Below are 26,631 nucleotides of genomic sequence, written 5' to 3'. Positions count from 1 at the left end.
CTTTAGTGTCACCAATTTTAGTTGCCGCTAAACCTAAAACAACCGCAGATCGACCACACCATGAACCAACCTCAAGTACATCACCTTCAAGGCCCTTTGTTGAAACAACAAGATTAAATAAACTATATAACTGATCAATTGGTGTCCATCCCGGAACTTTTTCAACAGCTTTTTCAATTTCATCAATAGCGATATTCTTATAGTCAAACATTCATATACTCCTAACTAGAATCAAATAAATCTTACATTATTAATATTGTTTGACAACAACATAATATGACATAATAAATGTACTATATAATAGAAATGTCTCTTGAAATGGAATGTGTATGTGCGGAATTAATGGATTTATCTCTGGTTTTGAAACTAGTCAAATTGACCACATGAATAGCGCCACACACCACAGAGGCCCTGATAACCATGATTCTTTTTCAATAAATAATGTAACACTTGGCCATAATCGGTTATCTATTCACGATTTATCTAATAACGGCTCACAGCCTATGCATAGTAAATCAAAAAAATGGGTAATTGTTTTCAATGGAGAAATCTACAATTTTAAAAAACTTAGGGAAAAGTATAATCTAGAAACTAAATCCCAAAGTGATACTGAAGTTTTAGTCGAACTAATTGATAAAATTGGAATTAAAAATACACTCAATGAGCTAATAGGAATGTTTGCATTTGCGGCTCTTGATAAAGAAAATCAAAACCTATACCTTGCTAGGGATAGAGCCGGAGAGAAGCCTCTTTATTATTATAAAGATGATTCACAATTAATTTTCTCATCAGAATTAAAAGCTGTTTTTCCCCTATTGGACAAAATAGAAATTAAAGAAAATGCACTACGTTCTTTCTTTTATTACAATTATATTCCGGAAAGTAATTGCATTTTAAAAAATACAGAAAAAGTCAGTCCTGGTGAATTCGTAGAAATATGCTGTAAAAGCTTAACGACAAAGAAAGAGCAATACTGGCACATCAATCAAAAATATGAAAAACTTAAAAATACGTACAAAGGAAGTTTTGACGATGCAGTAAGAGATCTTGATAAGATTCTTACCGAAGTAGTTGAAGAACAACTTGAGTCAGATGTACCAATCGGATGTTTTCTATCTGGTGGAGTTGATTCTTCTATCATTAGTGCTATCGCACAAAAGATCTCAAATAAACCTATTAATACTTTTAGCATTGGTTTTGATGTAGAAGGCTTTAATGAAGCTGAGTATGCAAAAGAGGTCGCAAACTCCTTAAAAACAAACCATACAGAGCTCTACGCCTCTCCCCAAGACTGTATCAATCTCATAACAGACATAGCCTATATTTACGATGAGCCCTTTGCTGATTCATCACAACTACCTACTCTATTACTCTCACGATTAACAAAAGAATATGTAACAGTATGTTTAAGTGGTGACGGAGGTGATGAAGTATTTGGTGGTTATAATCGTTATTTTTTAGGTAATAAAATTCAAAACATTTGCAGTAAAACTCCAAGTTTTATTAGAAAAATAATTGCGAACACAATTTTATCTTTTGGCACAGAAACAATTGATAAGATTTCACCAATACCTGGTGATAAACTACACAAACTTGCAAATGTTCTCAACTATAGTGATGACTATGATTTCTATGAAGGACTAATTACACACTGGAAAAATATCTCACCTTTAAAAAATAAATCCCTCATACCAGATAGATATACTTTCAATAATGGTGATTCATTTATTGAAAAAATGATGTTACTTGATTTTCAAACGTACATGTGTAGCGATATTTTCACCAAGGTAGATAGGTCATCAATGAGTACGAGCCTTGAAACAAGGGCACCATTAGTTGATCAAAGAGTTGTTGAATTCGCTATGTCACTACCTTTAAAATATAAAGTAAATGGCACTAACGGAAAATATATCTTAAAAGAAGTACTTTATAAGTACATCAACCGTGACCTTATCGAACGACCTAAAATGGGTTTTGGAATACCGATCGAAAAATGGCTTAGATACGATATAAAAGACTGGGCTGCAGAGGTGCTCGCAAGAGATAATGAATTCCTAGACCACAAATTAATTCAAAAGATGTTCAATGAACACATAGAAGGAAAAAGAAACTGGGGCTATCTATTATGGGATGTCATTATTTTTCAAGAGTGGTACAAAAACTATATTAAATTATAGATTTCCATAATGAAAATATCTTCTGAGAATTTAAGCTCTCCCTAGTATATTTTATAGAGTTTCTTGATAAAGACTCCCTTAAAAAAATATCACTAGATAATTTAGCCAACGCCTTTTTAAGTTCGTTAATATTACCATTTTCTACTAGTAACAAATTTTTACCATTATCAGACAACTCCCTAGGACCATCTGGACAATCATAACTTATAGAAGGAACACCCAACGCTAGTGATTCTACAAGAACATTCGGATAACCTTCAAACTCTGATGTCAAAACAAAGATATCAGAATTAATCATCTCATTATATATATCATTACTATTATCATTAATATGTATATTATGGTGTTTGGTTTTAGAATATGAAATTAAATGCTCTTTCAAATTACCGTGACCAAATATATCTAATCGCCAAGAATTATCAAACACTAGAGAGAATGCATCAATCAAATCCTCAAATCGCTTTTCTTGACTATATCTCCCTACTGCAATAATTCTCTTTCGTAATTCGTATGAAGACTTTTCTAATTTATCAATTATACTATTATATGGATTTGGAATTATTTTAATTTTGTCCAATTTTACACAAAGCAAGTTTTTAGATAACTCTTTTTTATTCTGACTTGTTTGAACAACAATAACATCTGCTAACAAATAAAGAAATCGACGTAATATACTTAACAGAGAGAATTTATTCAAAAAGTACACACTACTTCTCTCAGACACTATTAGTTTAACACTTAGAAAAAGTGTCGAAAGTATCATTAAAATATTAACATTAGTTAAAAATGAAATTACACAGGTATATGAATTATTTTTTATTATCTTTCTAATAGCCAGAATCTTTGAAAAAGATGATTTATTAGCACTATAATCTTTAATAAAATGTACATTAACACGTGGATCAATATCGTAATAAAGATCTTTTGCATCAAAATAAGTTAACAAAAGACCCACATCATAACCATTTTCAATAAATTGCTTCGTTAATATTGAAACTACTCGTTCAGCTCCACCACTTCCCATTGAGCTTAAAGCAAAAAGAACCTTCTTATCCATTTATATGCTTATCCCATTTATCTAGTATTCTATGACAGTTAAAATTAATACTTCTCTCAAATGCCAACTTAGAGTAATTACTATATTCTCCAGAATAAATATCTATTATATTTTTTGCCCAAATTTTATAATCAGCAGAGCTCACAGGAATATTTAAAAGTACTCCAAATTTAGAATTGTCTTTGTACAATATCTCTCTAGGCCCCGTCTTACAATCAGCAGCCACTATTGCTAAGCCACAAGCCATTGCCTCGATAATAACATTTGGAGAGCCTTCAAAATAAGAAGTAAGTAGTAAGGTACTTCCCTTATAAAAATATTTAAAAGGGTTATCTTGTTTACCACAAAATTTAACATGGTCAGAAAGGCCCATATCTAATACCAGTTTTCTAAGCCTATCCTTTTCTACACCATCACCTATCATTGTTAAGCTAAATTCTGAATCAAGTGCAATTACTGATGAAAAAACACACAATAAGCCATCGAGGTTTTTAACAGGATCTAAACGGCCACAAAAAATTAAACTTTTATTCTTTTTGATTGTAGTAGCTTTACTTGAAATTGCATCAAGATCTAGGCCATTTTCAATTACAACAATAGTATTACAATCTAAGCCCATTTTTATCAAAATCTCTCTACAATCATTGCTATTGCATACTATTAGGTCAGAATACACATACAAATATTTGATAAGAAAAATATATAAAAAGCCTAGTTTTTTAGTAAAATAATACTCTGGATTTGTTCTAACACTTACGATTGCTTTATGTTTTGAAAATAATTTACACAATATATTAATAAAATTATTAAACTCCATAAAAGATACAAGTGTATCGTTACAAGTCAGCTTTGTTGCCAAAAATAGCGGAGCAAAAATTAGTAATAAAAATCTATTACATTTTAACTTAGTTAAGATTGGTATATGCTTTTCAACATTATAGAAGTTTTCTGTAGAGAATGAAAAAACAGAGCAAATGGAATTTAACCTAGCTAAGTAAGATACCTGCCTTTCAGCGCCACCCTTGGCCAATGTCCCAATTAAAATATAATTCAATATTTTACCCTACTCTAAATAACTATTAAATAATATACACTGATATACTGTATGTGTTAAAAAAAAAGGCAGTCTTACGACTGCCTTCCTTTAAAAATCAATTTTAGATTTTCGAATTAACCAGCAAGGAATACTGAGATAAGTACGAAAATTACAAGTGATTCCATAAGTGCTAGACCAAGGATCATTGGAGTTTGAATCTTGTCAGCAGCAGATGGGTTTCTTGCGATACCTTCTAGAGCAACAGATGCAGCTCTTGATTGTGCAGCAGTACCACCGTATGCAGCGATAGCCATTGCTAAGAAATACGCGATGTACTTAATTGCTTGAGTGTTTTCCATAATAGTCTCCTAAAACGTTAGTTACTTTGATCAAGTAACAGTTAAATTATTAAGTTTAAGTTTTAATTAGTGTGCGTGGTGCTCATCATGATCGTGGTGAGCAGTTGCAAGACTAATATAAACCATTGATAACATTGTAAATACGTAAGCTTGGATAAAACAAACTAGAAGTCCAAGTAAATAGAATGGAATTGCAGCACCAAACATACCAACGTTCACACCAAGAATTTCAAGGTTAAGGAAAGTTGTTAATACGTGGTGGTCACCCATCATGTTACCTCTAAGACGTAGCGCTAGAGATAGTGGACGAATAAAGTTTGAAAGAATCTCAATTGGGAAAATTAAGATTGCCATGTACCAAAGTGGACCTGCAAAGTGTGCAAGGTAGTTCATTGTACCAAGTTCTTTACAACCTTTGATGTTGTAATAAACAAATGAAAGTACACCAAGAGCAAGAGTTGTGTTGATGTATTCAGTCGGAGGTAAGAAACCAGGAACAAGACCGATAACGTTCGCTAAGAAAATTGTAATAAATAGGAACGAAATGAACTTGAAGTATTTTGGTGCATCATCTTCACCAAGAACTGCACGACATTGAGTGTAGATAAATGATCCATACATCTCAACGATGTTTCTTAAAGAAATTCCTCTATCTGGAACTACTGTCTCATCTAGAGTCATCTTAGAAACACGCATTCTATAAAGAAGTGCTACAAGTAGAATGATGATTGCAACGAAAGACTTAGTGAAGATGTGATCTACATAACCTAAGTGAAGAGCATGTGAAAGTTCACCTAACCAAAGGAAACCACCTGCTGCATGTGCATTTGTTGCTAATAAAGTAGTTAAAAGAAGGGCTATTTTTTTCATTATTAGTCCTTTTTGATGCTGACACCCAGCACAAATATATTTAAGAAATAATTTATTACCGGTATAATTATCTTACTTTGAAGTATTTGTACACCAAATAATAGGGCCCCGATTAAAATAACAAGCTTTCCTATAAACAAAAACGCTAGATACTTTCCATTGGCCTTATATCCATCAACGCGATGTGGCCTTATCAGCTCATCCACGGCCATCCAAAACATCACTAAATATATTACAGTAGCCGCATAGCAAACAGCGAACGCTATCCATTCCTTTCCTGGAGTCAATAAATATAGACATACAAGTGCCATAGGAAGTGACAACATAAAGTAGCGAATGAAATCGATTTTATTAAGAAGTTCTTTAAACATGGCTGCATTGTTACTATAATTTGCGTTGATTTCAAATACTTTTGACAGGAATATCTATGACAGAATCAAGAAAGCTCAATTTGTTTGCTTGGGCCATTTTCTTTTACCTAGTAATGACAATTTTTCATAAGGCTTTTGTCGCTGTTGGAATGCTTTTAATTTTAGTATTGGCATTTTACACTTCGAAAGAATCATATGCTCATGTTTTTAAAGATAAAAAACACATATTTTTTACAAGTTTAGTGTTTATTTTTATCTTATCTATATTAATAAACGGAGCAGGTGACTTTAATAAGATCAAATATTATCTGCCGCCTATTTTTCTTACAGCATCATTCTATCAGTTTGGTCCAAGATTGTCGGATAAATGGATAAAGAAAATTGTATTTTGGTTTATTCTTCTAAGTGCGATTAGTTCATTAGTTGGAACTCTAACTATTCTCTTTGACTTTAATATTTTAAAATTCAAGATTGATACTTACCCAAGAAACAAGGGAGCTTTCCTTGGTATCATGTATTATTCGTACTCAAATGCAATTATTTGTGCAATGTCTATTGCTGCATTAGTGCATTATAAAAAGTTTAAAAAGTATTTAAACTTCAAACTTTTAATTATTTCGTTAGTATTAAATTTAATAGGTCTCTACTTCACATATACACGCGGAGCAATTTTAGCATTAATAGCTTCACTGCCATTTGTTTTCTATTATACAAATAAGAAAATTTTCACAAGTATTTTCATTCTTGGGGTATTTTTAGCTACGGCTGTTATATATATAATTTTTGGTAATTCAAACTTAAGCTTCTATCGCTTTAAGCCTAACTCTGGAAGTGATGCAGAACGTATCGCTATGTTTAAAACTGCTTATTATATGTATTTAAAAAAACCGGTTATCGGACACGGTTTCCAAAACTTCAAAGAAGTTTGTAAGGGAGTACAAGAAGAATACGACCTCAAACCTAGACACTGTGCTTTTCACTCTCACAATCAATATTTAGATGCATTTGCACTTGCTGGAACTATTGGTGGTATTGTTTTCACCTTATTTTTTGGATCGTGGCTGCTTACTTATTTTACTGGCTATAGGGACATCTATTTATTCTCATTACCTGGTTTAGTTACATTTTTAACGATTTGTATGACAGATACGCCATTATATATGGCACCACCAATTTCAATTATATTCGTTCTATATGGAATGCTATTTGTGAAAAGAGAAGTTACATCAGAAGCTAATTTATTTTAAGAATAATCGATCGCCGATATTTAAAAAGTATCGGCGTATCTACTTTTTACGAAGTGCATACACAACCATCGAAATTAAAATATTCCCAATTACCGCCAGAAAAATTCCCACGGCCCAGCCTTGAGTGATGACATCTTTTTTAACGAGTTCCCAAAGTCCCCAGGCAACGACGAGGGCCGTTGAAGGTAGAGACATGGCAAGTGCCATTGGCTTAATCCATTTCGGGTCATAAAGGGCCATCTAACGTTTCCTCGCAACACGACGCTCGTAAACGGAGTTAAGGCGATCTTGGATAACTTTGTTATTTGGGTATTCCCCTAGGATTGAATAGTAGAGGTCGTAAGCAGTTTGAAGGCGTTCAAGTGTTTCATAGCAATTGGCCATAAGAAAGATTGCACGAACTTTTAGGTCGCGGCGATCTTCACGCTTGATGTACTCGCGAAAGTACTGAACGGCGCGGTTCCAATCTTGGGATTCAAAATACATGATGCCAGATTGGAAGAAGCTATCAACAAAGTATTTGTGATTTCCATTATTGTGCATGGAAACTAAATGTTCGGTGGCCTTATCGTATTGCTTTAATTTGATATATGAACGGGCCAGACGAAATTCGTAGAGGTCGTGATTAGAAAGCTTAGGCCTAAATGCAGATAGCTTATTATAAACCTCAGCGGCCTTGGCGTAGTCGTTGATATAAAGAAAAGCAATCTCACCAATACGCTCTTGTGTTTTTACCAGCCAGACTGGGTCTGTTGTAAGTTTTGGAATTTTCTCATAGAAGTGAATTCCACGCTTATACTGGCCAAGAGAGACGGCATAGAGTTCTGCGATCTGATAATTGATCTTAATTTTGATTTCATCATTTGGCGCCATCTCTAAGATCTTGTGGTACTGCTTCACTGCTTGGGCGTACTCTTGATTTGAGATGTGATTTTGCGCAATAAGGATATCTTTGTGAATTCTTGGTGTGAAATCACAAGACGTAAGTAAAACGAGGGCCAGTAAAAAACTGGCCCTTATGAATTTATTCTTCAGTTGTTGATCCATCTTCATCATCTGATTCAATTATCTTTGCAATTGAAACAACCTTCTCACCTTCTTTAGGCTTAATTAGACGTACACCTTGAGTCGCGCGTCCCATTAGAGAAACACCACTTACCTTTGTACGAACAACTTGCCCGCGGTCAGTAATAATCATGAGATCATCTTTATCAGTAACTGGTTTAATTTGAACAATCTCACCGTTCTTATCAGTTAATCTCATTGCGAGGATACCTTTCCCACCACGAGTCTGCTTACGGTATTGAGAAGATTCAGTACGTTTACCGTACCCATGCTCAGTTACAGATAGGATTTCCATATTATCGTCAATTAATTCCATACCGATGATTTTTTCTTCATCAGTATTGATATTGATCCCTTTAACACCTTGTGAAACACGTCCCATTGGTCTTGCATCATTTGTGTCGAAACGGATGATTTTACCAGCAGATGAACAAAGTAGGATATCTTTAGATCCATCATTGATTCTAACATTTACAATATGGTCACCATCTTGAAGTTTAATTGCAATTAGACCCGACTGCTTAACATTCGAGTACTCTTCAAGAGCTGTCTTCTTAACTAGACCTTTGTTAGTTGCGAAGATTAGGTACTTCTCATTCATATCCATATCGTGTGGTACACAGATAATTTCTGTTACGCGATCACCACTTGGGATTTGGATAAGGTTTGCAATATTACGTCCCTTAGAAGTTCTCGTTCCCTCAGGAATTTCGTAAACCTTCTTCGAGAATACTTGTCCACGGCTTGTAAAGAATAGAAGCTTATCGTGAGTATTTGCCGTAAAGATATTTGTGAAGAAATCGTCTTCGTTTGCAGCACCCTTAACACCTTTACCACCACGCTTTTGCGCTTTGTAAGTATCAAGTGGCATACGCTTTACGTAACCTTTGTGAGTGATTGTTACAATCATCTCTTCACTTGCAACAAGATCTTCAATTTGAATTTCGTCAGCTTTTGCAACGATTTCTGTTCTTCTCTCGTCACCGTATTTTTCGATTACTTCAGTGAATTCTTCTTTGATGATTGCTTTAATCTTATCTTCAGAACCAAGGATTCCTTCTAAACGTGCAATCTCTTTCATAATTGCTTCATAGTCAGCAATGATCTTATCTCTTTCTAGACCTGTTAGACGTTGAAGTCTCATATCTAGAATTGCTTGAGCTTGAATCTCACTTAATGAGAATGTACTCATTAATTTCTCACGAGCATCTTGAGGCCCGTCAGATTTTTTGATCATCTCAACGACTTCATCGATATTCTCAACAGCAACTTTTAAACCTTCTAAGATATGCGCGCGCTCACGTGCTTTCTTAAGTTCGTATACTGTACGACGAATAATGATCTCTCTTCTGTGATCAATGAAACACTCTAGTTGTTCTTTGATATTAAGAACTTTTGGAGAAGAGTTAACAATTGATAAGAAGATAATACCAAAAGAAGATTGTAGTGCAGTTTGCTTATAAAGCTTATTCATAACTACAGTTGCGATCTCACCTTTTTTAAGATCGATAACAACACGAATCCCCTCACGAGAAGATTCATCACGTAGATCTGAAATACCAACAAGTGACTTAGAGTTTACAAGGTCTGCAATCTTTTCAATTAGCTTAGCTTTGTTAACTTGGTATGGAAGTTCAGTAATAACAATTCTTTCACGATCTTGTTTCTTACCGTGGATTTCCACATCCATTTTTGCACGCATCTGAACAACACCCTTACCTGTTTTGTAAGCAGAGCGAATACCTTCAGTACCGTGAATTGTCCCAGCAGTTGGAAAGTCTGGACCTGGGATAATCTTCATAATATCTTCAATCGACATTTCACGATTATCAACAAGTTCAGTTAGTGCCGTCATAACTTCTGTTAAGTTATGTGGAGGAATATTTGTTGCCATACCTACGGCAATACCAGCAGATCCGTTAACTAATAAGTTAGGGATTTTTGTTGGAAGAACTGTTGGCTCTTTAAGAGAGTCATCGTAGTTAGGTTGCCAATCAACTGTTTCTTTATCTAAGTCTTTTAGCATCTCTTCAGAAAGCTTCTGCATTCTGATCTCTGTATACCTCATGGCCGCAGCGTTATCACCGTCAATTGAACCGAAGTTCCCCTGACCTTGAACCATTGGATATCTCATTGAGAAATCTTGGGCCATACGTACGATTGTATTATAAACCGCAGAGTCACCGTGTGGGTGATACTTACCAATAACGTCACCAACAACACGGGCAGACTTTAGGAATGGTTTATTGTGGTAGTTACCTAGTGAGTGCATCGCATACAGACAACGACGGTGAACTGGCTTCATTCCGTCACGTACATCTGGAAGTGCACGTCCAACGATTACAGACATTGCGTAATCGAGGTAACAATTTTTCATCTCATCGCGAATACCGATTTGTTGAATATTTCCGTGATTGTGATTTCCACCATCACCATTATCATTTTCATTTGTGATATTTGTTTCATCAGTCATAACTTAGTCCTATACGTCCAGATTTCTTACATTAAGTGCATTCTCTTCAACGAATTGTCTTCTTGGTTCTACCTGGTCACCCATTAGAACAGAGAATACTGAATCAGCTTCAATCGTATCTTCAATCTTTACTTGTAGAAGTGTACGGTTTTCAGGATTCATTGTTGTTTCCCAAAGTTGTTCAGGGTTCATTTCTCCAAGACCCTTATAACGTTGGATGTAAGCACCTTGTTTTGCATCATCGATAATATAAGAAGCAAATGCTCTTAGTGATTCAAATTCCTTTGCATCACCTTTTTCACCCTTAACGATAAATTTCCCAACTTTAAATTTTTGGATTCCATCGTATAGGTTCATTAAATCTGCATACTCAGACGACTCTAGGAAGTATGAGCTTAATTTAAATTTCTTAGTTCTAGCAGTTGTCTTAACATTGATACGAATAAGATTTGATTCATGCTCTTTGTCTTCTTCAATTGAGAAAGTGTAATTTCTTAATGTTTCAGACTCTTGAGTTTTGAAGTGTTCATCAAGTTTATTAACGATACCATCAAGCTTTGAACGATCCTTAAGATCTGCAGCTGTGATCCCAATTTCTTCGATTAGGTGTCTTAGTAAGAAAGTATCAAAGTGAATATCGTATGACTTAAGAGTTTTATCATATTGAGTAAACTTATTGATTAATCCCTTAGCAACTTCTTCATCAATCATTTCACCGTCGAAATTAATAGAAGTACCTTCGATTGCGTTTGCAACTAAGAATGTCTCAAGAGCTTTTTCATCTTTTAGATAAATCTCTTTCTTACCTTTCTTGTACTTATATAATGGCGGTTGTGCGATATAAACATAACCTTGTTCAATCAGTTCAGGGAACTGACGGTATAGAAGAGTTAAAATAAGAGTTCTAATGTGAGAACCATCGACGTCGGCATCTGTCATGATAACAAGCTTGTGGTAACGAAGTTTTGAGATATCAAAGTTACCTTTTCCAATCCCTGTACCCATTGCTTGAACAATCATTTTAATTTCAGCGTTACCAAGCATTTTGTCATAACGTGCTTTTTCAACGTTAAGAATTTTCCCTTTTAGTGGAAGTACTGCTTGATATTTTCTATCTCTACCCTGCTTAGCAGAACCACCGGCAGAGTCACCCTCTACGATGTAAATTTCTGAAAGAGCTGGATCTTTTTCCTGACAGTCTGCCATCTTACCTGGAAGGCCACCCATATCTAGAACTGACTTTCTTCTAGTTAATTCACGAGCACGACGAGCAGCTTCTCTTGCAGCTGCAGCATCAACTGATTTTCTAATAATCGTTTTTGCTGTCGATGGATTTTCTTCTAAGTATCTCTTAAGTGCATCACCAACTAGAGAGTTAACGATACCTTCAACTTCAGAGTTACCTAGTTTATCTTTTGTTTGACCTTCGAATTGAAGCTCTGGAAGCTTAACAGAAATAATTGCTGTTAACCCCTCTCTCATATCATCACCTGTTAAATTCGTTTTAATTCCTTTAAGCAGGTTATTATCTTTTGCATATGCATTTAGAACACGAGTAAGTGCCGTTTTAAATCCAGAGATGTGAGTTCCACCACCTGGAGTTGTAATAGCATTGGCATAACCAGAAAGAACTTCTGAGTATGAATCAGTCCATTGCATTGAAATTTCAACTTCGTAATCTTCTCTTGATTCTGCAATATAGATTGGCTCTTTGTGAACAACAGTCTTTGCTCTGTTTAAGTACTCAACGAATTGAATAAGGCCACCTTCATAATGGAAAGTTTCATTCTTATCTGTTCTCTCATCCTTAACAACAATCTTAAGACCTCTGTTAAGAAATGCCATCTCTCTAAAACGATTTGTTAATGTATCGTAATTGAATTCGTGTACTTCAAAAATTTCATTATCTGGTTTGAATGTTACAGACGTTCCAGTTTGAGTTTTATCTTCTAATTCACCAACAACTTTAAGTGGCTCTTTAGTTACACCATGGTTGAATTCTACTTGGTGAATTTTTCCATGCTTTTTAATTTCAACTTTAACCCACTTAGATAGTGCGTTTACAACTGAAGCACCTACACCGTGTAGACCACCTGAAACTTTATAAGCTCCACCGTCTTCGTTAAACTTTCCACCAGCGTGAAGCTTTGTATATACAAGTTCTGCCGCAGATACACCTTCTTTCGGGTGAATATCAACTGGGATCCCTCGCCCATCATCGATAACAGTTACAGAGTTATCAACGTGAATAATAACTTTAATTTCGCTACAATAACCCGCAAGAGCTTCATCGACTGCGTTATCAACAATTTCATATACACAGTGATGTAGACCACGATTGGCCGTATCACCAATATACATCCCTGGTCTTTTTCTTACGGCCTCTAGTCCTTCAAGAACACTAATCTGGCTTGCACCATATTCTTGTCCGACCTTACCAATACTTCCTGCTTGATTTTCTTGATTTTCCAAAAGGAACCTCTCTTCCAATTTCTTGTGTCAGTGTGTTGTTTTAAAAAATATAAATTTTTGGAAGACTAGTTAACGGAACCGTTCGAAATATAGATCTTATTTGCGCCATTAATTTTTTCTAATTCTTCCTTAAATTTTTCATTAGCTGTCGTGATTAAAACTTGGAACTCTCGTTGTTCCAAAAATTTAACCAGCCTACCCCATCTCGCCTTGTCTAGTTCCCCTGAGACGTCGTCGATAAGTACAATTGGATAGGTGTTAAAGTTATACCTAAATAGCTCTATATAGGCAAATAAGAGGCTCAAATAAGACATTTTTTGTTGGCCTAAAGAACAAAATTCGTATGCATTCATCCCATCAAAAAGAAGCACATAGTCATCTTTATGAACTTGATAGGTCGTATGCCCTACTACTAAGTCTTTTTCTAGCCTTTGTTGCATATAATCAAAGATCATCTCTGGTGAATAACCATGAAAACGAGAATCAACTTCAATTTTTAGGGAATGATCTTCTGAAAAGATATCGCGATATGTATTTTCACAAAATGGAATAAGTTCAGTGACGAATTGGTTTCTCATGGCCACTAGCTCATACGCATAGTCTGCCATTTGACGATCAATAATATTTAACTGATCACGAAATTGTGAAGGCTTTTTAGATAAGAGAACATTTCTAAACCTAAGAGCAGAATTGTACTGATTTAATACCTTCTTGTAATCGCGACTAAGCATCGACAGATGATCATCAAACCACTTTCTTCTAAAGCTTGGAATATTAGAAAAAGAATATGAGTCAAATGGATTGATAAAGACTAACTTTGCATCGAGCTTCTTTTTCGTATTCTTACCGTTTAAGGCCCAAGTCGAACCCTGTGGATTCATCTTTCCACTGAAAGTAATATTGTCTCCATCGTTAGCAAATAGCGATGAAAATAATATCTCGGGGTTATCCCCATCAATACTTAATAGCTGTGGAAAAGTTGTATTTTTACGAAACGATTTTCTCGTTACTAAGACATGTAAAGCTTCTAATATATTTGTCTTTCCATTTCCGTTTTCACCTAAGATACAATTGATATTTCCATTAAAAGAAATAATATCTGGCTCTAGGTTTCGAAAATTTGTTACCTGAAGTTTTACAAGTTTCAAAGTACTAGATTCTAAGTGGCATAATGATTCCAAGATAATTTTGGATATCATTTGATCTTACGATTACCGCTGAAAATTCGTTATTAAATTCAAAAGTTACATTTTCTGTATTTAGAATTGCAATTGAATCTAATAGAAAACGAGCATTAAAACCAATTTCAATTTCTTTACCTTCGTAATCAACTGGAATTGTCTCTTTAGCATCACCAAGTGAAGGATGGTTTGCAGAGATCGTCATGTGGTTTTCAGTAAGCTTAAGCTTTACAGCATTAGACTTCTCGTTAGACATAATCTTGATACGTCTAATAGCGTTTTGAATGATTTCTTTATCAGCTGTTAGTGAGTAAGTTGTCTTAGCAGGAATTACTGCTTGATACTTTGGATACTCTCTAGCAATTAAACGAATACCAAGTTGATATTGTTCATTAGCTGTTACATATAAATATGAGTCATCAACAGAAATAAACAGATTAGCACCTGGATAAGTTTCTGCGATTTTTCTTAGTTCTGCTACACCCTTCTTAGGAATAATAATTCCATTGATAAGAGCTTCGTTATTTTGTTCAGAGATATCATTTTCAATTAGAGACAGACGATGTCCATCAGTTGATACAGCTCTTAACTTCCCTTCTACTTCTTGAAAATAAATTCCGTTAAAGTGAAGTCTCGTTTCATCGTTTGAGATAGCGTATGAAGTTTTAGTGATTAAGTTTAATAGATCATCTGAATTTAGAGTGAAAGTATTTTCGCTTCCAAAGTGTAACTTAGGAAATTCATCTGCTTCGTAAATTAAAAGTGAATAATGAATTTCTTCACAATTTATTTTTAGAAGATTTTCACCATCTTCCAACTCAATGTTGATATCTGTGTTAGGAAGTTCTTTTAATATATCAAATAGGTTCTTAGCGTTTATACAGAATGAAGCTGTTCCTTCAGTTGATGCATTAATTGAATACTTTGCTGATACTTCAAGATCTGTTGCTGAAAGATATATTTTATCATTGCTAACAGTTAGTAACGTATATGTTAATATCGGTCTTGAATTCTTCTTATCAATAACAGTTAAAATTTTGTTTAATGCATCTCTTAAGTTATCTGTATCAACCCTAAGCTTCATTTTTAATCCTATCAGAAAATTATTTGTAATGTTGTATAATGGAAAACACTAGTTAGCAAGCGTGTCTAGAGCATTTAACTCTTCTTCTTTTTATATATATTTATATATATATTATATATAATCCTGTGGATAAGTTCATAACTGGCGACTCCCCTTTTATTAGCTTGTCTTCTCAATTTGGCCATTGTTGGCAAACGTTGACTACTTTTTTTTATGCTTTGCATTCATTCGTATATTATCAAAATTGTAACAAAACTATCATGTTATTAGATTTTTGCTCACGGCCTATTGTGAATAATTTTTTGGCCAAGAAAATTTCTTTAAAATAACCTATTTTGGCCAGTCATTTACTCACAAATTACAAACATGTTGATAACTTTTTTATCCACGGCCTTAATTTGTGTCGATAATATTATTAACGGCCGTGAATAAGTTTAGATTTATTGTATAACTATATGAAATAATAGGATTTATTAATTCACAATTAATTTTCTTGGCCGTGGATTGGCCGTCTAGGGCCGTGAATAACTCACATTTCGTAGGACCAAAACTGACTAGTCAAATACTGGTGTGAATTTGTCGGCCTAATGACTAGTCACAATATCAACATTCCACAAATTTTTCGTGGATAGAGTCGAGGATTGGCCACTCAATAATCCACGGCCGACTGGCCAAATGGCCGGCCAATATTGAACATACAAAAAAGGCCGTGAATAACACGGCCTATATCTTGGTTAGTCAGTTGACTAGTCAGTCATTTAGTAGGGGATTATAACGAATTTTCAATCGTCATAATTGTCTTAGAAAGCATCGGATCTTGAGACAGTTGTTTTGAAATCTTTTGTTCAGCGTGAACAACAGAGCTGTGATCACGTCCACCAAAGAATTGACCAATCTCTTCATGTGTTGCACTTGCAAGCTTACGACATAAGTACATGGCCACAAAACGTGCATTAGCAATGTCTTTTACACGTGACTTAGACTTAAGATCAGCAACTGGAATTTTAAAATACTGTGAAGTCTGCTTAGCAATTCCTTCAATTGTTATTTTCTTTTCGTCTTCGTAATCTCTAAGTCCTAGAACCTCTTTAACCATCTCTAATTCGATATCGACCTTCATGATGTCAGAGTAGGCTGAAAGCTTAATTAGAGCACCCTCAAGCTCTCTAATCGAGTTTTTAACATTACATGCAATTAGGTTCACAATATCTTCAGATAAGAATAGGTCAAGATCATCGGCCTTAGCATTAATGATTGCAACACGTGTTTCGATATCTGGTTTTTGAATATCAACAACTAGGCCCCATTGTAGGCGAGTCTTAATTCTTTCTTCTAGTCCGTTAATCTCTTGTGGAGTTTTATCAGACGTGAAGATTAGTTGTTTTCCTTTTTGATATAGCTCATTAAAGATGTGGAAGAACTCACGTTGTGTTCCTTCTTTACCTTTAAGTTCATGGACATCATCAATCATAAGAACATCAACTTTATCAGAATACTTTGAACGGAATTCTGGTAGTTGTTTATTGCGAATCGATTCAATCATTTCCTTCATGAAATCACGTGCTGTAATTAAGCAAATAACATAGTGAGGATATTGATTGTGAATACCATTGGCCATGGCATGTAAGAGGTGAGTCTTACCAAGTCCTGAATTTGAATGAATATAAAGCGATGGATATTTACCAGCTTTACCAGGACTTTTAGCAATAGCTACAGAAGCAGCATAGGCCATATTATTTGATGGACCGATAACAAAGTTTTTAAATGTTTTGCTTCGATCAATAACAATATTATTGTAATCGTCACTTACGTGATCAATATACTTAGATTCTACTTGAGAAAGTAGGTCTTCTTGTACTGGCTCAAGATCTAATGAAAATGAGATTTCATTGGCCGATTTTGGCTTATTTTGAGTTGGTTCTATAGGACCATTATTTAAGTGTTGTGATAGACTTGGTTGAGCTAAGTTATTGTTATTATTAGCAATGATCTCTATCTGATATGATTTTCCTAATGTATTTACAATACTTTGGCTGATTTGGTCCAAATTCTTCTCAATAAATGACTTAATAAAGTTAGTCGTTGTTGAAAAGATTGCTCTTTCACCATCAATATTCATTAATCTGAAGAAGTCACCTTGAAAGAAAGATGCGTATTTTTGCGCATTTACTAGTGATCTCAATGAGTTATGAATCTCTGTGTTCATCATATCTAGTTCTTCAGCACTGAAGAAATCGTCCGATAGGCTAGAGCTATTATATGATGGTTGATTTAAATTTTGCTTAATATTGAAGGGATCCTCAATAATATTCTTATTGGCAAGATCTTCTATGTTGTTGATTTTATTACTTGATGGGTTAGAATTCTTTAAAAATTCATTAAAAGGAAAATTTCCCTGCATGTTGGATTCCCTTGAGCATCTACTCGTCAATTTTTCTTTAATTACGTGTTGTGGGGAGAATTTGTATCATGGCCCAAAATCCTAGGCCAATAAAAAAATGGGTTTTTTACGCATGGCCAAATAAATCAATTATTTTGGCCTGCACTATGTACAGGGCCATTGACCAGTGATGCGAAATGGTATAATACTAGCCCTTACAATATTAATTTTTAGTTAAACAGTTATAGTTAGGTAGGTTGAAGATGTCTAAAAGAACTTGGCAGCCAAAAAGAAAGAAAAGAATGAGAGTACACGGATTCCTTAAGAGAATGGAATCAGCAGGTGGGCGTAACGTTATCAAGGCTCGTAGAGCTAAGGGACGTAAGCAACTTACAGTTTCTCACGGTAAGAAATAATGACATCAGTTGATAGCACTTTTGATAAAAGTTCAAGACTGCTATCAACTGAAGATTTTTCTTATTTAAGAAAAAATTCTCATGTAGTCACTGATCGTTGGCTTCGTATTTATTACAAGCCATCACGTCTTAACTCTGAAACTTCCAGAGTTGGTTTTTCTGTTACCAAAAAAGTCGGTAAAGCTAATAAGCGTAATCTTTGTAAGAGAATAATTAGAGAATTCTTTCGTACGAGTTCCTACCGTAACAACGGTAAGGACTTTATGATTGTTGTTTCTAATCGTCTTTTTAAAAATTCACAAAATCCCAAAGAAGATCTTCGAAATTCCCTTGTGAACGCCTTTGCAAAAATTCAATAAAAGATTAACAACTCCTTTATAGCGTGTTAAAAATCTCCATACTTAAGCACTTAAGAAAATACACTCTAGGAGTATTAAAGAATGAATAATGATCAAAAACGCACTGTCTTAGCGTTTGTTCTAACTGGTGTAATTGTTTTCACATGGCAAGCACTTTTCAGTTCAAACCAACCAGTTCAACAACCAGTTAAGCAAGAGCAAGTACAAACTCAAAACACACAAGGCACAGCAACGACTTCTTCATCTGAAACGAAGCCAATTGCTACGCAAACAAATAAAGCTACTAATCTAACTTCAGTAACTCTTAAAGCAGGTTCTTTTTTCTATACAGTAAATAGCGATCTTTCTTTTAGTGAAGCTGTTGGAAATAAAACTTCAATGACTTTAAAAGAGCTTTCTGACAAAGATAACTTTTTTAACTTTAAGTTAATTGATACGAATAACAATCTACAAAATTTCAACTTTGTATTTGATGAACAAACACAAGAAAATGAAGTTGTAGGTAATGACCTTAATAAGCAAATTTCAATTCGTTTAAAATTAGAAAATGATGGCCGTCTTTCTTACCAACTAAATGGTAACCAAGACTTTAGACTTTCATACAATATGTCAGCGACTGAAAAACAATCTGATAATAGAACTTATCGTCAGTATGTTGTTCAGGGAATAGATACTGATCGTTATAACTTAGAATCAGATGAGAAAGGTGAGGGGAGCTTAAAGTGGGTTGCTCTAGATTTTAATCACCATGTTTTCTTCAACGTATTTAATGAAAAGCAAACTATCAATTACATGGCCACTGAAAGTGGTGAGATCTTCTTCCAAACTGTAAATGGTAAGAAGAACTACAATGGTTATGTTCTTTATGCTTTAAAAAATTATGACTACCTTTTAGGATTTGATAATCAATTAGATCTATCAATCGATTTTGGTATCTTTGGAATCTTTGCTGTTCCAATTCTTAAAGCAATGCAAATGCTTTACACTTATGTAGGAAACTACGGTGTTGCAATTATCCTTTTAACAATTGTTATTCGTCTTGCTACTTATCCTCTTCAAGCTAAGTCTTTTAGATCAATGAAGAAGATGCAAGTTCTTCAACCAGAGATTGCAAAGCTTAAAGAAAAATATGCTGACGATCCAATGAAGCAGCAAAAAGAAACAATGGAATTATTTAAGAGATCTGGTGCTTCACCACTTGGTGGATGTCTTCCAATGGTTCTTCAAATTCCAATTTTCATTGCTTTCTATCAAGCAATTTCAAACTCTGTTGAACTAGTTGGTTCACCATTCTACTTTTGGTTAACTGACCTTAGTGCAAAAGATCCGTACTATATTCTTCCTGCAATTATGGGGATTACAATGCTTGTGCAAACTAAGCTTAATCCTTCAACTTCTGCAGATCCAAATCAACAGAAGATTATGTACATTATGCCGATCGTTTTCATTTTCATTATGAAAGATCTTCCAGCTGGTTTAAATCTGTATTTCACAGTTTCAAACATTCTGGGAATTGCACAACAACTATACGTTTACAAAACTGCAGAAGCATAATTAACCATGATATATGAAACGGATGACCTACCTATTGTCGCTTGCTCGACTGGCCTAAATGAAAATACGGCCATAGGGGTTATCCGTTTATCTGGTTTTTCCGACATTGGTTCTATAGGACCATTCTTTAAAAAAGATTTATCAAAACTAGAAATTCGCAAGGCCACTTTTACTAAGTTATACGACCAGGAAGGAAACTTCCTAGACGAAGTCGTTATTACGTATTTTAAGGGCCCAAATAGTTACAATGGTGAAAATATATTAGAGATAGCTGCACACGGTAATACACTCAATTTAAAGCGTATTATGAATGCATTCATTAACTCTGGTAACTTTCGTTTAGCAAAGAATGGTGAATTCACTTATCGAGCACTAAAGAATAAGAAGCTCTCACTTGCTCAAGTCGAAGGACTTGATGCTCTCTTAAATGCTTCTTCTTCTCTAATGCTTGATGAAGGTCTTAAACTTCTTAATGGAAGCCTTTATCAAAAATATACAGATCTCTACGATAAGTTTTTAAAACTGAAAGCGGCCGTCGAAATTAATATCGACTTTGCTGAAGACGTAGGGGAGGAACAGTCTCAGAAATTACTAGATGATGCTGTTGCCGATATTAGTGGTCATATTACTTCACTTCATCGAAGTGCTAGTGTGAATGCTAAGAGTTTAATGTCACCGGATATTGTTCTCTGTGGTGAACCAAATGCAGGAAAGAGCTCACTATTCAATTTATTCTTAAATGAGTCTCGCTCAATTGTATCTGATATTGCTGGAACCACACGTGATTATATTTCTGAATATATCAGCCTAGGAAATGAAACTTTTAAATTAGTTGATACGGCCGGACTTCGCAATACCACTGACGTTATTGAAGAAGAGGGGATTAAAAGAAGTCGTAATTTAATTGAAAATGCTTTCTATAAAATACTTCTCGTGAATATTAATGAAGTCGAAAAATATCAGTATCACGATATTAAAGAGACTCTTTTTGATGCTCTAATCTTTACACATTTTGATGAATTCAAAGGTGATATCAGTTTAGAAAAATTTAAATCAAATCTTCCAAAGGCTATTAAATACTATAGTGCCGACACTTCAAAAGGCGAGGGAAGTCTTGTAGAAATATGTGGTCCTATCGGACCAGATACACAAAGTGGTTCTATAGAACCAGTTGAAAAAGATCTTGGTCCTATGGGGGCAGACCACAAGAATGGTCCTATAGAACCAAAAGATATTTCTGGTCCTACAGGGGCAAAATCTGAAATGAATCAGAATACTGGTCCTATAGAACCAGCTCATATAACAGAGTTAATCACTCAGGATATATTATCTAAGTATCTGAAATTACGTAATAGCGACCCTATTTCAATCGAAAGACACCGTGTTGTTATCAATGATATTTATGGAAAATTTACAGAATTTTCTAATAATATTAGGTGCTTAGACGATATTGCTATCATTTCATCTGAAGTTTCGATTCTTGAAAAGAAAACCGCAGAACTTATTGGAATTATTAGTCCAGACGACACTCTTACACATATCTTTACCAACTTCTGCATAGGTAAATAATATATAAACCATTGATTTTTCTTAAAATATAGCTTAAATGTTCCACGTAGAACTTTATTATTAGAACTGCGCCTTTTGTTCCACGTAGAACAAATTATGGTAAAAGTTCCACGTGGAACACGTGTAGAATTGGAATTAATATGTTTGATGTTGCCATCATTGGTGGAGGACATGCAGGACTTGAAGCTGCGTGGGCTGCCGCTCAATTTGATTTAAAAGTTGCAATCGTAACAATGCCTGGTGTGAGCATAGCATCGGCTCCATGTAATCCAGCAGTGGGTGGAGTAGGTAAAGGTCAGGTTGTAAGAGAGATAGATGCCCTTGGCGGTATCATGGGTAAACTTGCTGATAGAAGTGCTATCCAATATCGTACCCTTAATGAATCGAAGGGCTATGCTGTACAGTCAACTCGAGTACAGATTGATAAGGAAGTATACGCTAGGAACGCAGAAGCTGAAGTTGCTGCGAATGATAATATAACTGTTATTCGTGAGATGGTAGAGAGGGTAAGCAAGGATCAAGACTCTTTTCTTATTAAAACAGCTGAAGGTGAGTATCTTTCAAAGAAGATCGTTGTGACGACAGGTACATTCTTAGCTGGGAAGATGCATACAGGAGAAGAGCAGTCAGATGGTGGTCGTGTCGACTGTCTGAAAGCCGACTCTCTTGAGAATATCTTTGTAGGTGTATCAGCACTCAAGACTAGGTTTAAAACAGGAACTCCTGCACGTCTTAAGAGAGATTCGATCGATTTTTCTAAGATGGTGGAGCAGGAAAGTGATCCCACTGCAGTAAACTTCCACTTTGGGCATGATTTAAACGAAAGATTTGTTAAACAGGTGTCTTGCCACCTTACTAAAACGAATGAAAAGACCCTGGGGATTATACGCGATAATAAAGAAAGAAGTCCTATCTTTAATGGTCAGATTAAAGGTGTTGGACCTAGATATTGCCCTTCTATTGAGGATAAGGCTTATCGTTATGAAGATAAGGATGTTCACCACGTCTTTGTTGAACCAGAATCACTAGAATTAGATACGTTTTATCCAAATGGTATCTCTACATCTCTTCCTCGTGAGATACAGCTAGACTTTATTCGCACAATCGAAGGCCTGGAGAAAGCAGAGATTGCTATCTATGGATACGCTGTTGAATACGATGTAGTCGATACAACATGTCTGGATAGAACACTTCAGTCTAAAGAAATGCCAGGACTCTATTTCGCAGGACAAGTAAATGGTACTTCAGGTTATGAAGAGGCCGCTGGACAAGGCTTGATTGCAGGAATTAATGCTGCAAGATCAGCTATTGGTGCAGAAAAGTTTATTTTAGATCGCGAGGATTCATATATTGGAGTTATGGTAGAGGACCTTGTTTCAAATAAGAGAGATGAACCTTATAGACTATTTACTGCACGTAATGAAAACCGTCTTTATGTAAGAGAGGATAATACAATTCTACGTATGAAAAAGTATCGTCAACAACTAGGATTATATGCAGATGTTGACCAATACCAAGAATCCTTTGAAAGAAGCTTTAATATCATATGGAATGTAGCTAAGAATTATACATATAAGGCCAACCCAAATAATAAAGACTATTTCACTGAAAAAGGCTATGGACCTCTTAATTCAAATATAACTCTTGCTGAGTTATCAAAGAGGGCACATTTAAATCCTGTTGATGTATTAGCAGCGGAGTTAAATGAGAATAATATGGCCTTCGATCCGAATGTTATTCGTACGGTAGCTATCTCTCTTAAATACGAAGGTTATATTGATCGTGCACTAGTAGAGAATGCAAAGATTAATCGTTTGAGTAAGAAACCAGTTGATTGGAAGGTATTAGTAGCAAGTGAGAATATCTCATTTGAATGCCGCCAACGTATAACAGAAATAAGGCCAGAAAGTTTTGGCCAATTACAAAGAATAGTAGGGATTCGTCCTGCAACCTTAGCTTATGTAGCAGGTAATATTTTATGATGAAAGATACAGAGTTTTGCCAAAAGTACTTAGAACAAATCAATGGTCCATTTGCAGGAATTAACTTAACAAGAATTAATACACCAGAAGAGTTTTTTGATAAGCAATATGTAGATAGTGTTAAACCTATCGAAAACGTAGCTTCACTTAAGAAGATCTATGACAAGACGAAGATCCATGTCGATATTGGTTTTGGCGGAGGCTTTCCATTACTACCACTTGCTAGTTTAAATCCAGATAAGAAGTATATTGGTTTTGAAGCAAGAGGGAAGAAGTCGAAGGTAGTTAACCAGATTGCTGAAGCCATCGGTCTTGATAATGTTAAGACTTATCATCAAAGATTTGAGAACGTATATTTTGATCGCGACTGTACTATTACATTCAAGGCCGTATCAACGATACAAAATCTTCTCCCATTAATTATCACTGATAAGACTGTAAACGTGATCTTCTACAAAGGGCCTAACTTCTATGAATTAGAAGATCTGGATTGGCTTGGAAATAAGTGGGAGATAGTTGAAGAGACCCTTGTCGACATTCCAAATACTGAAGGCCGTATGATGATTGCCTTACGTAATAAGAATGTTCTACGTGGAACAGAAATCACAAGTTTTAGAAAAAATAAAAATAAACAACTTGTCACTTTGTCTTCATTTCTTTAAAAATATAGTAACAACTATATCTTTTGGGAGACATAAATGGCTAAAATTATTGCACTCATGAATCAGAAGGGTGGTGTTGGTAAGACAACAACTACAATTAACCTTGCTGCCTGCCTTGCAGTAGCCGAGAAAAAAACTCTGGTAATTGACCTAGACCCTCAGGGTAACGGTAGTGTTAGCTTAGGGCTTGATTCAGCGCAGCATAATGGAAGCAATATCTATCATGCAATGATTGGTAAAACAGATATTCGTGAATGTATCTACGAAACTGAATTACCTAATCTTCATATCTGTCCATCTGATAATAACTTATCTGGAGCAGAGATTGAGTTAGTAAGTGAATTCGCTAGAGAATCAAAGCTTAAGACAGCTTTTATGCCCGTAATGGATTCTTACGACTATATCCTAATTGATTGTCCTCCTTCACTTGGTCTTTTAACTGTGAACGCGTTAAACGCTGCTCATAGCTTTATTGTACCAATGCAAACTGAATATCTTGCAATGGAAGGTCTGGCACAACTTGTAAACACAGTTAAACTTATTAAAGCAAATTTAAATCCTACATTAGAAATGGACGGAATCGTCCTTACTATGTTTGATGGGAGAGCATCTCTTCACAAGCAAGTTGCAGAAGAGATTAGAAGGCACTTCGGCGAAAAAGTATTTCAATCGGTAATACCTAGAAATGTAAAACTCGCCGAGTGTCCATCTTTTGGTAAACCAATTATCCTTTACGATATTGAATCAAAAGGTTCTGAAGCTTACTTATCACTAGCTAAAGAACTTATTATTAAAGATCGTGCACAATCAGTAGAAATTCAAAATGAATTACCTCAGGTTCCTTCGACTAATGAAATCGATGGTTCACTAGCTGGTAATATTCAATAGGTAAGGGGAAGAGACAATGGCTAAGAAAATGGCGTTAGGAAAAGGAATGGGATCATTACTTGGTGGCACTCAAGGTGCTTCCAAAGCATCAAAGGCTCAAGCAGCTTTTTCTGATCTTCAAAAAGTAGCAGCAGATAATCCAGCTCTTACAAAACCAGTACTTAATACAACTCCAGCTGTACAAGTAGAAACTAATCCTTCAATGCTTGATATTACAGTTATTCATGCAAACCCAAACCAACCAAGAAAGATCTTTAAAGAAGAAGAGCTTCATGAGCTTTCTAATTCAATTAAAGAAAACGGAGTTATTCAACCACTAATCGTTGTTAAGGCCGATAATGGATATGAACTTGTTGCTGGTGAGAGAAGACTTCGTGCTTCTAAACTTGCCGGTCTTACACAAGTTCCTGTTGTTATTAAAAGAGCAACTGATCGTGAAAAGATGGTTATGTCGATCATCGAAAACGTTCAAAGATCTGATCTTAATTGTGTAGAAGAAGCTCTAGCTTACTTTGCACTAATGGAAGACTTCAACTTAACTCAAGAAGAAGTTGCAAAGAAAGTAGGAAAGGAAAGATCTACAGTAGCTAACTTCCTACGAATTCTTAAGTTACCACGCGATGTTGTTGAGTTAATTCAAAAGGATCAACTTTCATTTGGACACGCTAAGATTTTAGCTGGTGTGAAAGAAAGAGAAGATTGTATCCGTATTGCAAATAAAGCAGCTCTTGATAATCTATCAGTTCGTGAAACTGAAAAATTAATCAAGTCAGCGAAGAGACCAACAAAAGTTGGCAAAGAAGAAGAGAACTTCGACTTTTTTAATGGAAAAATGTCACAGTACCGTGAAAAACTAGAACAAAAAACTGGTTATCATTTCGGTATTAAAACAAATAAAAACGGTGGAGGAGAAGTTGTACTTAAATTCTCTAATGAAGCCGAATTTAATGATATTTTTGAATACTTACTTTTAAATAGATAATGTTTTATTGGTCCTATGGGACCAGTCTTGATGGCCGGTCCTATAGAACCAAAATTTAAATCAAATATGGTCCTATAGAACCAGCCACGGAAAGGGTAGATTTATGACACAAGGAACAATGGCAGCGATTATCGAAGACGGGTGTAAGCTCGAGGGTAATATCACACTAAACGGTGTAGGGCGCATTGCGGGAATTGTGAACGGAACTATCTTTTCAAATGATACGGTAATTATTTCCGAGGCTGCTGTAATTAATGCAGACATTATTGCTGACGTAATTATGATTAGTGGAATTGTAAAAGGTGACATCAAGGCGACTTCTCGCGTTGAAATTATCAAGCCAGCTCGCTTTGAGGGTACTATCACTACGCCTTCGCTTATCGTGGAAGACGGCGTTATTTTCCACGGTACAACGAAGATGCACGACGAGAAATAATTAAATAAATT

At 35.2% G+C, this 26,631-nt stretch carries 23 protein-coding genes and 1 pseudogene; 11 read left to right on the top strand and 13 right to left on the bottom strand.

The window, feature by feature from the left end; genetic code table 11:
* Window positions 1–211, bottom strand: a pseudogene (locus ABMA79_RS13455) (hypothetical protein); the annotation flags it as partial.
* A gap of 118 nt (window positions 212–329) precedes the next feature.
* Between ABMA79_RS13455 and asnB the strand changes: the two are divergent.
* Entirely contained in the window at window positions 330–2,177 is a 1,848-nt protein-coding gene (gene asnB, locus ABMA79_RS13450) for an asparagine synthase (glutamine-hydrolyzing) (RefSeq protein WP_393093206.1), read from the top strand.
* On the opposite strand, the gene ABMA79_RS13445 is transcribed toward asnB, so the two are convergent.
* From ABMA79_RS13445 to ABMA79_RS13425, 5 genes are all read right to left on the bottom strand, one after another.
* On the bottom strand, window positions 2,167–3,234 hold the full coding sequence (locus ABMA79_RS13445) for a glycosyltransferase (protein WP_393093203.1): 1,068 nt from the start codon (window positions 3,232–3,234) through the stop codon (window positions 2,167–2,169). The two genes, asnB and ABMA79_RS13445, sit on opposite strands and share 11 nt — an antisense overlap.
* The gene (locus ABMA79_RS13440) at window positions 3,227–4,288 is read right to left on the bottom strand and encodes a glycosyltransferase (protein ID WP_393093200.1); all 1,062 of its coding nucleotides are present in this window, start codon (window positions 4,286–4,288) and stop codon (window positions 3,227–3,229) included. Before ABMA79_RS13440 ends, ABMA79_RS13445 begins: the two co-directional genes overlap by 8 nt.
* 116 nt (window positions 4,289–4,404) lie before the next feature.
* Window positions 4,405–4,629: an ATP synthase F0 subunit C gene (locus ABMA79_RS13435; RefSeq protein WP_021267602.1), complete on the bottom strand. Its 225-nt coding sequence runs from the start codon at window positions 4,627–4,629 to the stop codon at window positions 4,405–4,407.
* 66 nt (window positions 4,630–4,695) lie between these two features.
* Complete coding sequence (gene atpB / locus ABMA79_RS13430) at window positions 4,696–5,499, bottom strand: F0F1 ATP synthase subunit A (protein ID WP_392861376.1); 804 nt, start codon at window positions 5,497–5,499, stop codon at window positions 4,696–4,698.
* A gap of 2 nt (window positions 5,500–5,501) precedes the next feature.
* A complete protein-coding gene (locus tag ABMA79_RS13425) occupies window positions 5,502–5,870 on the bottom strand; it encodes a hypothetical protein (protein WP_392910778.1) in 369 nt (122 codons plus the stop codon).
* A 56-nt stretch (window positions 5,871–5,926) separates the two neighbouring features.
* On the opposite strand from ABMA79_RS13425, the gene ABMA79_RS13420 reads away from it, so the two are divergent.
* Window positions 5,927–7,117 carry an O-antigen ligase family protein gene (locus ABMA79_RS13420; protein WP_393093197.1) on the top strand — a complete coding sequence of 397 codons (1,191 nt, stop codon included), beginning with the start codon at window positions 5,927–5,929 and terminating at the stop codon, window positions 7,115–7,117.
* A gap of 39 nt (window positions 7,118–7,156) precedes the next feature.
* Here ABMA79_RS13420 and ABMA79_RS13415 read toward each other — a convergent pair whose 3' ends face one another.
* The 7 genes from ABMA79_RS13415 to dnaA form a co-directional block, all read right to left on the bottom strand.
* Entirely contained in the window at window positions 7,157–7,357 is a 201-nt protein-coding gene (locus tag ABMA79_RS13415) for a hypothetical protein (RefSeq protein WP_392861384.1), read from the bottom strand.
* Window positions 7,358–8,173 (bottom strand): tetratricopeptide repeat protein, encoded by an 816-nt coding sequence (locus ABMA79_RS13410; protein WP_392861386.1) that lies wholly within the window; start codon window positions 8,171–8,173, stop codon window positions 7,358–7,360.
* A complete protein-coding gene (gyrA, locus tag ABMA79_RS13405; protein ID WP_392861388.1) occupies window positions 8,142–10,655 on the bottom strand; it encodes a DNA gyrase subunit A in 2,514 nt (837 codons plus the stop codon). The genes ABMA79_RS13410 and gyrA overlap by 32 nt, the downstream gene beginning before the upstream one ends.
* A 9-nt stretch (window positions 10,656–10,664) precedes the next feature.
* A complete protein-coding gene (gene gyrB / locus ABMA79_RS13400; protein WP_392861390.1) occupies window positions 10,665–13,127 on the bottom strand; it encodes a DNA topoisomerase (ATP-hydrolyzing) subunit B in 2,463 nt (820 codons plus the stop codon).
* Window positions 13,128–13,192: 65 nt separating this feature from the next.
* Complete coding sequence (gene recF, locus ABMA79_RS13395) at window positions 13,193–14,275, bottom strand: DNA replication/repair protein RecF (protein WP_392861392.1); 1,083 nt, start codon at window positions 14,273–14,275, stop codon at window positions 13,193–13,195.
* Between the two features lie 4 nt (window positions 14,276–14,279).
* Window positions 14,280–15,392, bottom strand: coding sequence for a DNA polymerase III subunit beta (gene dnaN / locus ABMA79_RS13390; RefSeq protein ID WP_392861394.1), 1,113 nt, complete (start codon window positions 15,390–15,392; stop codon window positions 14,280–14,282).
* A 769-nt stretch (window positions 15,393–16,161) separates the two neighbouring features.
* Window positions 16,162–17,793 carry a chromosomal replication initiator protein DnaA gene (gene dnaA / locus ABMA79_RS13385; protein WP_393056897.1) on the bottom strand — a complete coding sequence of 544 codons (1,632 nt, stop codon included), beginning with the start codon at window positions 17,791–17,793 and terminating at the stop codon, window positions 16,162–16,164.
* A 242-nt stretch (window positions 17,794–18,035) separates the two neighbouring features.
* Here dnaA and rpmH point away from each other — a divergent pair, with 242 nt between their 5' ends.
* The 9 genes from rpmH to ABMA79_RS13340 all read left to right on the top strand — a co-directional run bounded on the left by rpmH (window position 18,036) and on the right by ABMA79_RS13340 (window position 26,620).
* Window positions 18,036–18,188 carry a 50S ribosomal protein L34 gene (gene rpmH / locus ABMA79_RS13380; protein ID WP_021267474.1) on the top strand — a complete coding sequence of 51 codons (153 nt, stop codon included), beginning with the start codon at window positions 18,036–18,038 and terminating at the stop codon, window positions 18,186–18,188.
* Entirely contained in the window at window positions 18,188–18,547 is a 360-nt protein-coding gene (rnpA, locus tag ABMA79_RS13375; protein WP_392861398.1) for a ribonuclease P protein component, read from the top strand. The genes rpmH and rnpA overlap by 1 nt, the downstream gene beginning before the upstream one ends.
* An 81-nt stretch (window positions 18,548–18,628) precedes the next feature.
* Window positions 18,629–20,101: a membrane protein insertase YidC gene (gene yidC / locus ABMA79_RS13370; protein ID WP_392861400.1), complete on the top strand. Its 1,473-nt coding sequence runs from the start codon at window positions 18,629–18,631 to the stop codon at window positions 20,099–20,101.
* Window positions 20,102–20,107: 6 nt separating this feature from the next.
* Window positions 20,108–21,670, top strand: coding sequence for a tRNA modification GTPase (locus ABMA79_RS13365; protein ID WP_393093194.1), 1,563 nt, complete (start codon window positions 20,108–20,110; stop codon window positions 21,668–21,670).
* 140 nt (window positions 21,671–21,810) lie between these two features.
* Window positions 21,811–23,652 (top strand): tRNA uridine-5-carboxymethylaminomethyl(34) synthesis enzyme MnmG, encoded by a 1,842-nt coding sequence (mnmG, locus tag ABMA79_RS13360; RefSeq protein WP_393093191.1) that lies wholly within the window; start codon window positions 21,811–21,813, stop codon window positions 23,650–23,652.
* Complete coding sequence (locus ABMA79_RS13355; RefSeq protein ID WP_392861406.1) at window positions 23,649–24,314, top strand: 16S rRNA (guanine(527)-N(7))-methyltransferase RsmG; 666 nt, start codon at window positions 23,649–23,651, stop codon at window positions 24,312–24,314. The genes mnmG and ABMA79_RS13355 overlap by 4 nt, the downstream gene beginning before the upstream one ends.
* A gap of 36 nt (window positions 24,315–24,350) precedes the next feature.
* Window positions 24,351–25,202: an AAA family ATPase gene (locus ABMA79_RS13350; protein ID WP_392861408.1), complete on the top strand. Its 852-nt coding sequence runs from the start codon at window positions 24,351–24,353 to the stop codon at window positions 25,200–25,202.
* Between the two features lie 16 nt (window positions 25,203–25,218).
* Window positions 25,219–26,184, top strand: a complete 966-nt coding sequence (locus ABMA79_RS13345) for a ParB/RepB/Spo0J family partition protein (protein ID WP_393093188.1) — start codon at window positions 25,219–25,221, stop codon at window positions 26,182–26,184.
* A gap of 103 nt (window positions 26,185–26,287) precedes the next feature.
* The gene (locus tag ABMA79_RS13340; RefSeq protein WP_103218611.1) at window positions 26,288–26,620 is read left to right on the top strand and encodes a polymer-forming cytoskeletal protein; all 333 of its coding nucleotides are present in this window, start codon (window positions 26,288–26,290) and stop codon (window positions 26,618–26,620) included.
* The last annotated feature ends 11 nt before the right edge of the window (window positions 26,621–26,631 follow it).

The sequence above is a fragment of the Halobacteriovorax sp. HFRX-2_2 genome (assembly GCF_043196705.1).
In the GTDB taxonomy this organism is placed as follows: Bacteria; Bdellovibrionota; Bacteriovoracia; order Bacteriovoracales; family Bacteriovoracaceae; genus Halobacteriovorax_A.
This window is presented reverse-complemented; position numbering and strand designations above follow the sequence as displayed.

Bases quoted from the DNA above. Each gene is read 5' to 3' on its own strand.
- asnB (WP_393093206.1), top strand. From the start codon at position 330: ATGTGCGGAATTAATGGATTTATCTCTGGTTTTGAAACTAGTCAAATT.
- ABMA79_RS13445 (WP_393093203.1), bottom strand. From the start codon at position 3,234: ATGGATAAGAAGGTTCTTTTTGCTTTAAGCTCAATGGGAAGTGGTGGA.
- ABMA79_RS13435 (WP_021267602.1), bottom strand. From the start codon at position 4,629: ATGGAAAACACTCAAGCAATTAAGTACATCGCGTATTTCTTAGCAATG.
- atpB (WP_392861376.1), bottom strand. From the start codon at position 5,499: ATGAAAAAAATAGCCCTTCTTTTAACTACTTTATTAGCAACAAATGCA.
- ABMA79_RS13425 (WP_392910778.1), bottom strand. From the start codon at position 5,870: ATGTTTAAAGAACTTCTTAATAAAATCGATTTCATTCGCTACTTTATG.
- ABMA79_RS13420 (WP_393093197.1), top strand. From the start codon at position 5,927: ATGACAGAATCAAGAAAGCTCAATTTGTTTGCTTGGGCCATTTTCTTT.
- ABMA79_RS13415 (WP_392861384.1), bottom strand. From the start codon at position 7,357: ATGGCCCTTTATGACCCGAAATGGATTAAGCCAATGGCACTTGCCATG.
- ABMA79_RS13410 (WP_392861386.1), bottom strand. From the start codon at position 8,173: ATGATGAAGATGGATCAACAACTGAAGAATAAATTCATAAGGGCCAGT.
- gyrA (WP_392861388.1), bottom strand. From the start codon at position 10,655: ATGACTGATGAAACAAATATCACAAATGAAAATGATAATGGTGATGGT.
- dnaN (WP_392861394.1), bottom strand. From the start codon at position 15,392: ATGAAGCTTAGGGTTGATACAGATAACTTAAGAGATGCATTAAACAAA.
- dnaA (WP_393056897.1), bottom strand. From the start codon at position 17,793: ATGCAGGGAAATTTTCCTTTTAATGAATTTTTAAAGAATTCTAACCCA.
- rpmH (WP_021267474.1), top strand. From the start codon at position 18,036: ATGTCTAAAAGAACTTGGCAGCCAAAAAGAAAGAAAAGAATGAGAGTA.
- rnpA (WP_392861398.1), top strand. From the start codon at position 18,188: ATGACATCAGTTGATAGCACTTTTGATAAAAGTTCAAGACTGCTATCA.
- yidC (WP_392861400.1), top strand. From the start codon at position 18,629: ATGAATAATGATCAAAAACGCACTGTCTTAGCGTTTGTTCTAACTGGT.
- ABMA79_RS13365 (WP_393093194.1), top strand. From the start codon at position 20,108: ATGATATATGAAACGGATGACCTACCTATTGTCGCTTGCTCGACTGGC.
- mnmG (WP_393093191.1), top strand. From the start codon at position 21,811: ATGTTTGATGTTGCCATCATTGGTGGAGGACATGCAGGACTTGAAGCT.
- ABMA79_RS13355 (WP_392861406.1), top strand. From the start codon at position 23,649: ATGATGAAAGATACAGAGTTTTGCCAAAAGTACTTAGAACAAATCAAT.
- ABMA79_RS13350 (WP_392861408.1), top strand. From the start codon at position 24,351: ATGGCTAAAATTATTGCACTCATGAATCAGAAGGGTGGTGTTGGTAAG.
- ABMA79_RS13345 (WP_393093188.1), top strand. From the start codon at position 25,219: ATGGCTAAGAAAATGGCGTTAGGAAAAGGAATGGGATCATTACTTGGT.
- ABMA79_RS13340 (WP_103218611.1), top strand. From the start codon at position 26,288: ATGACACAAGGAACAATGGCAGCGATTATCGAAGACGGGTGTAAGCTC.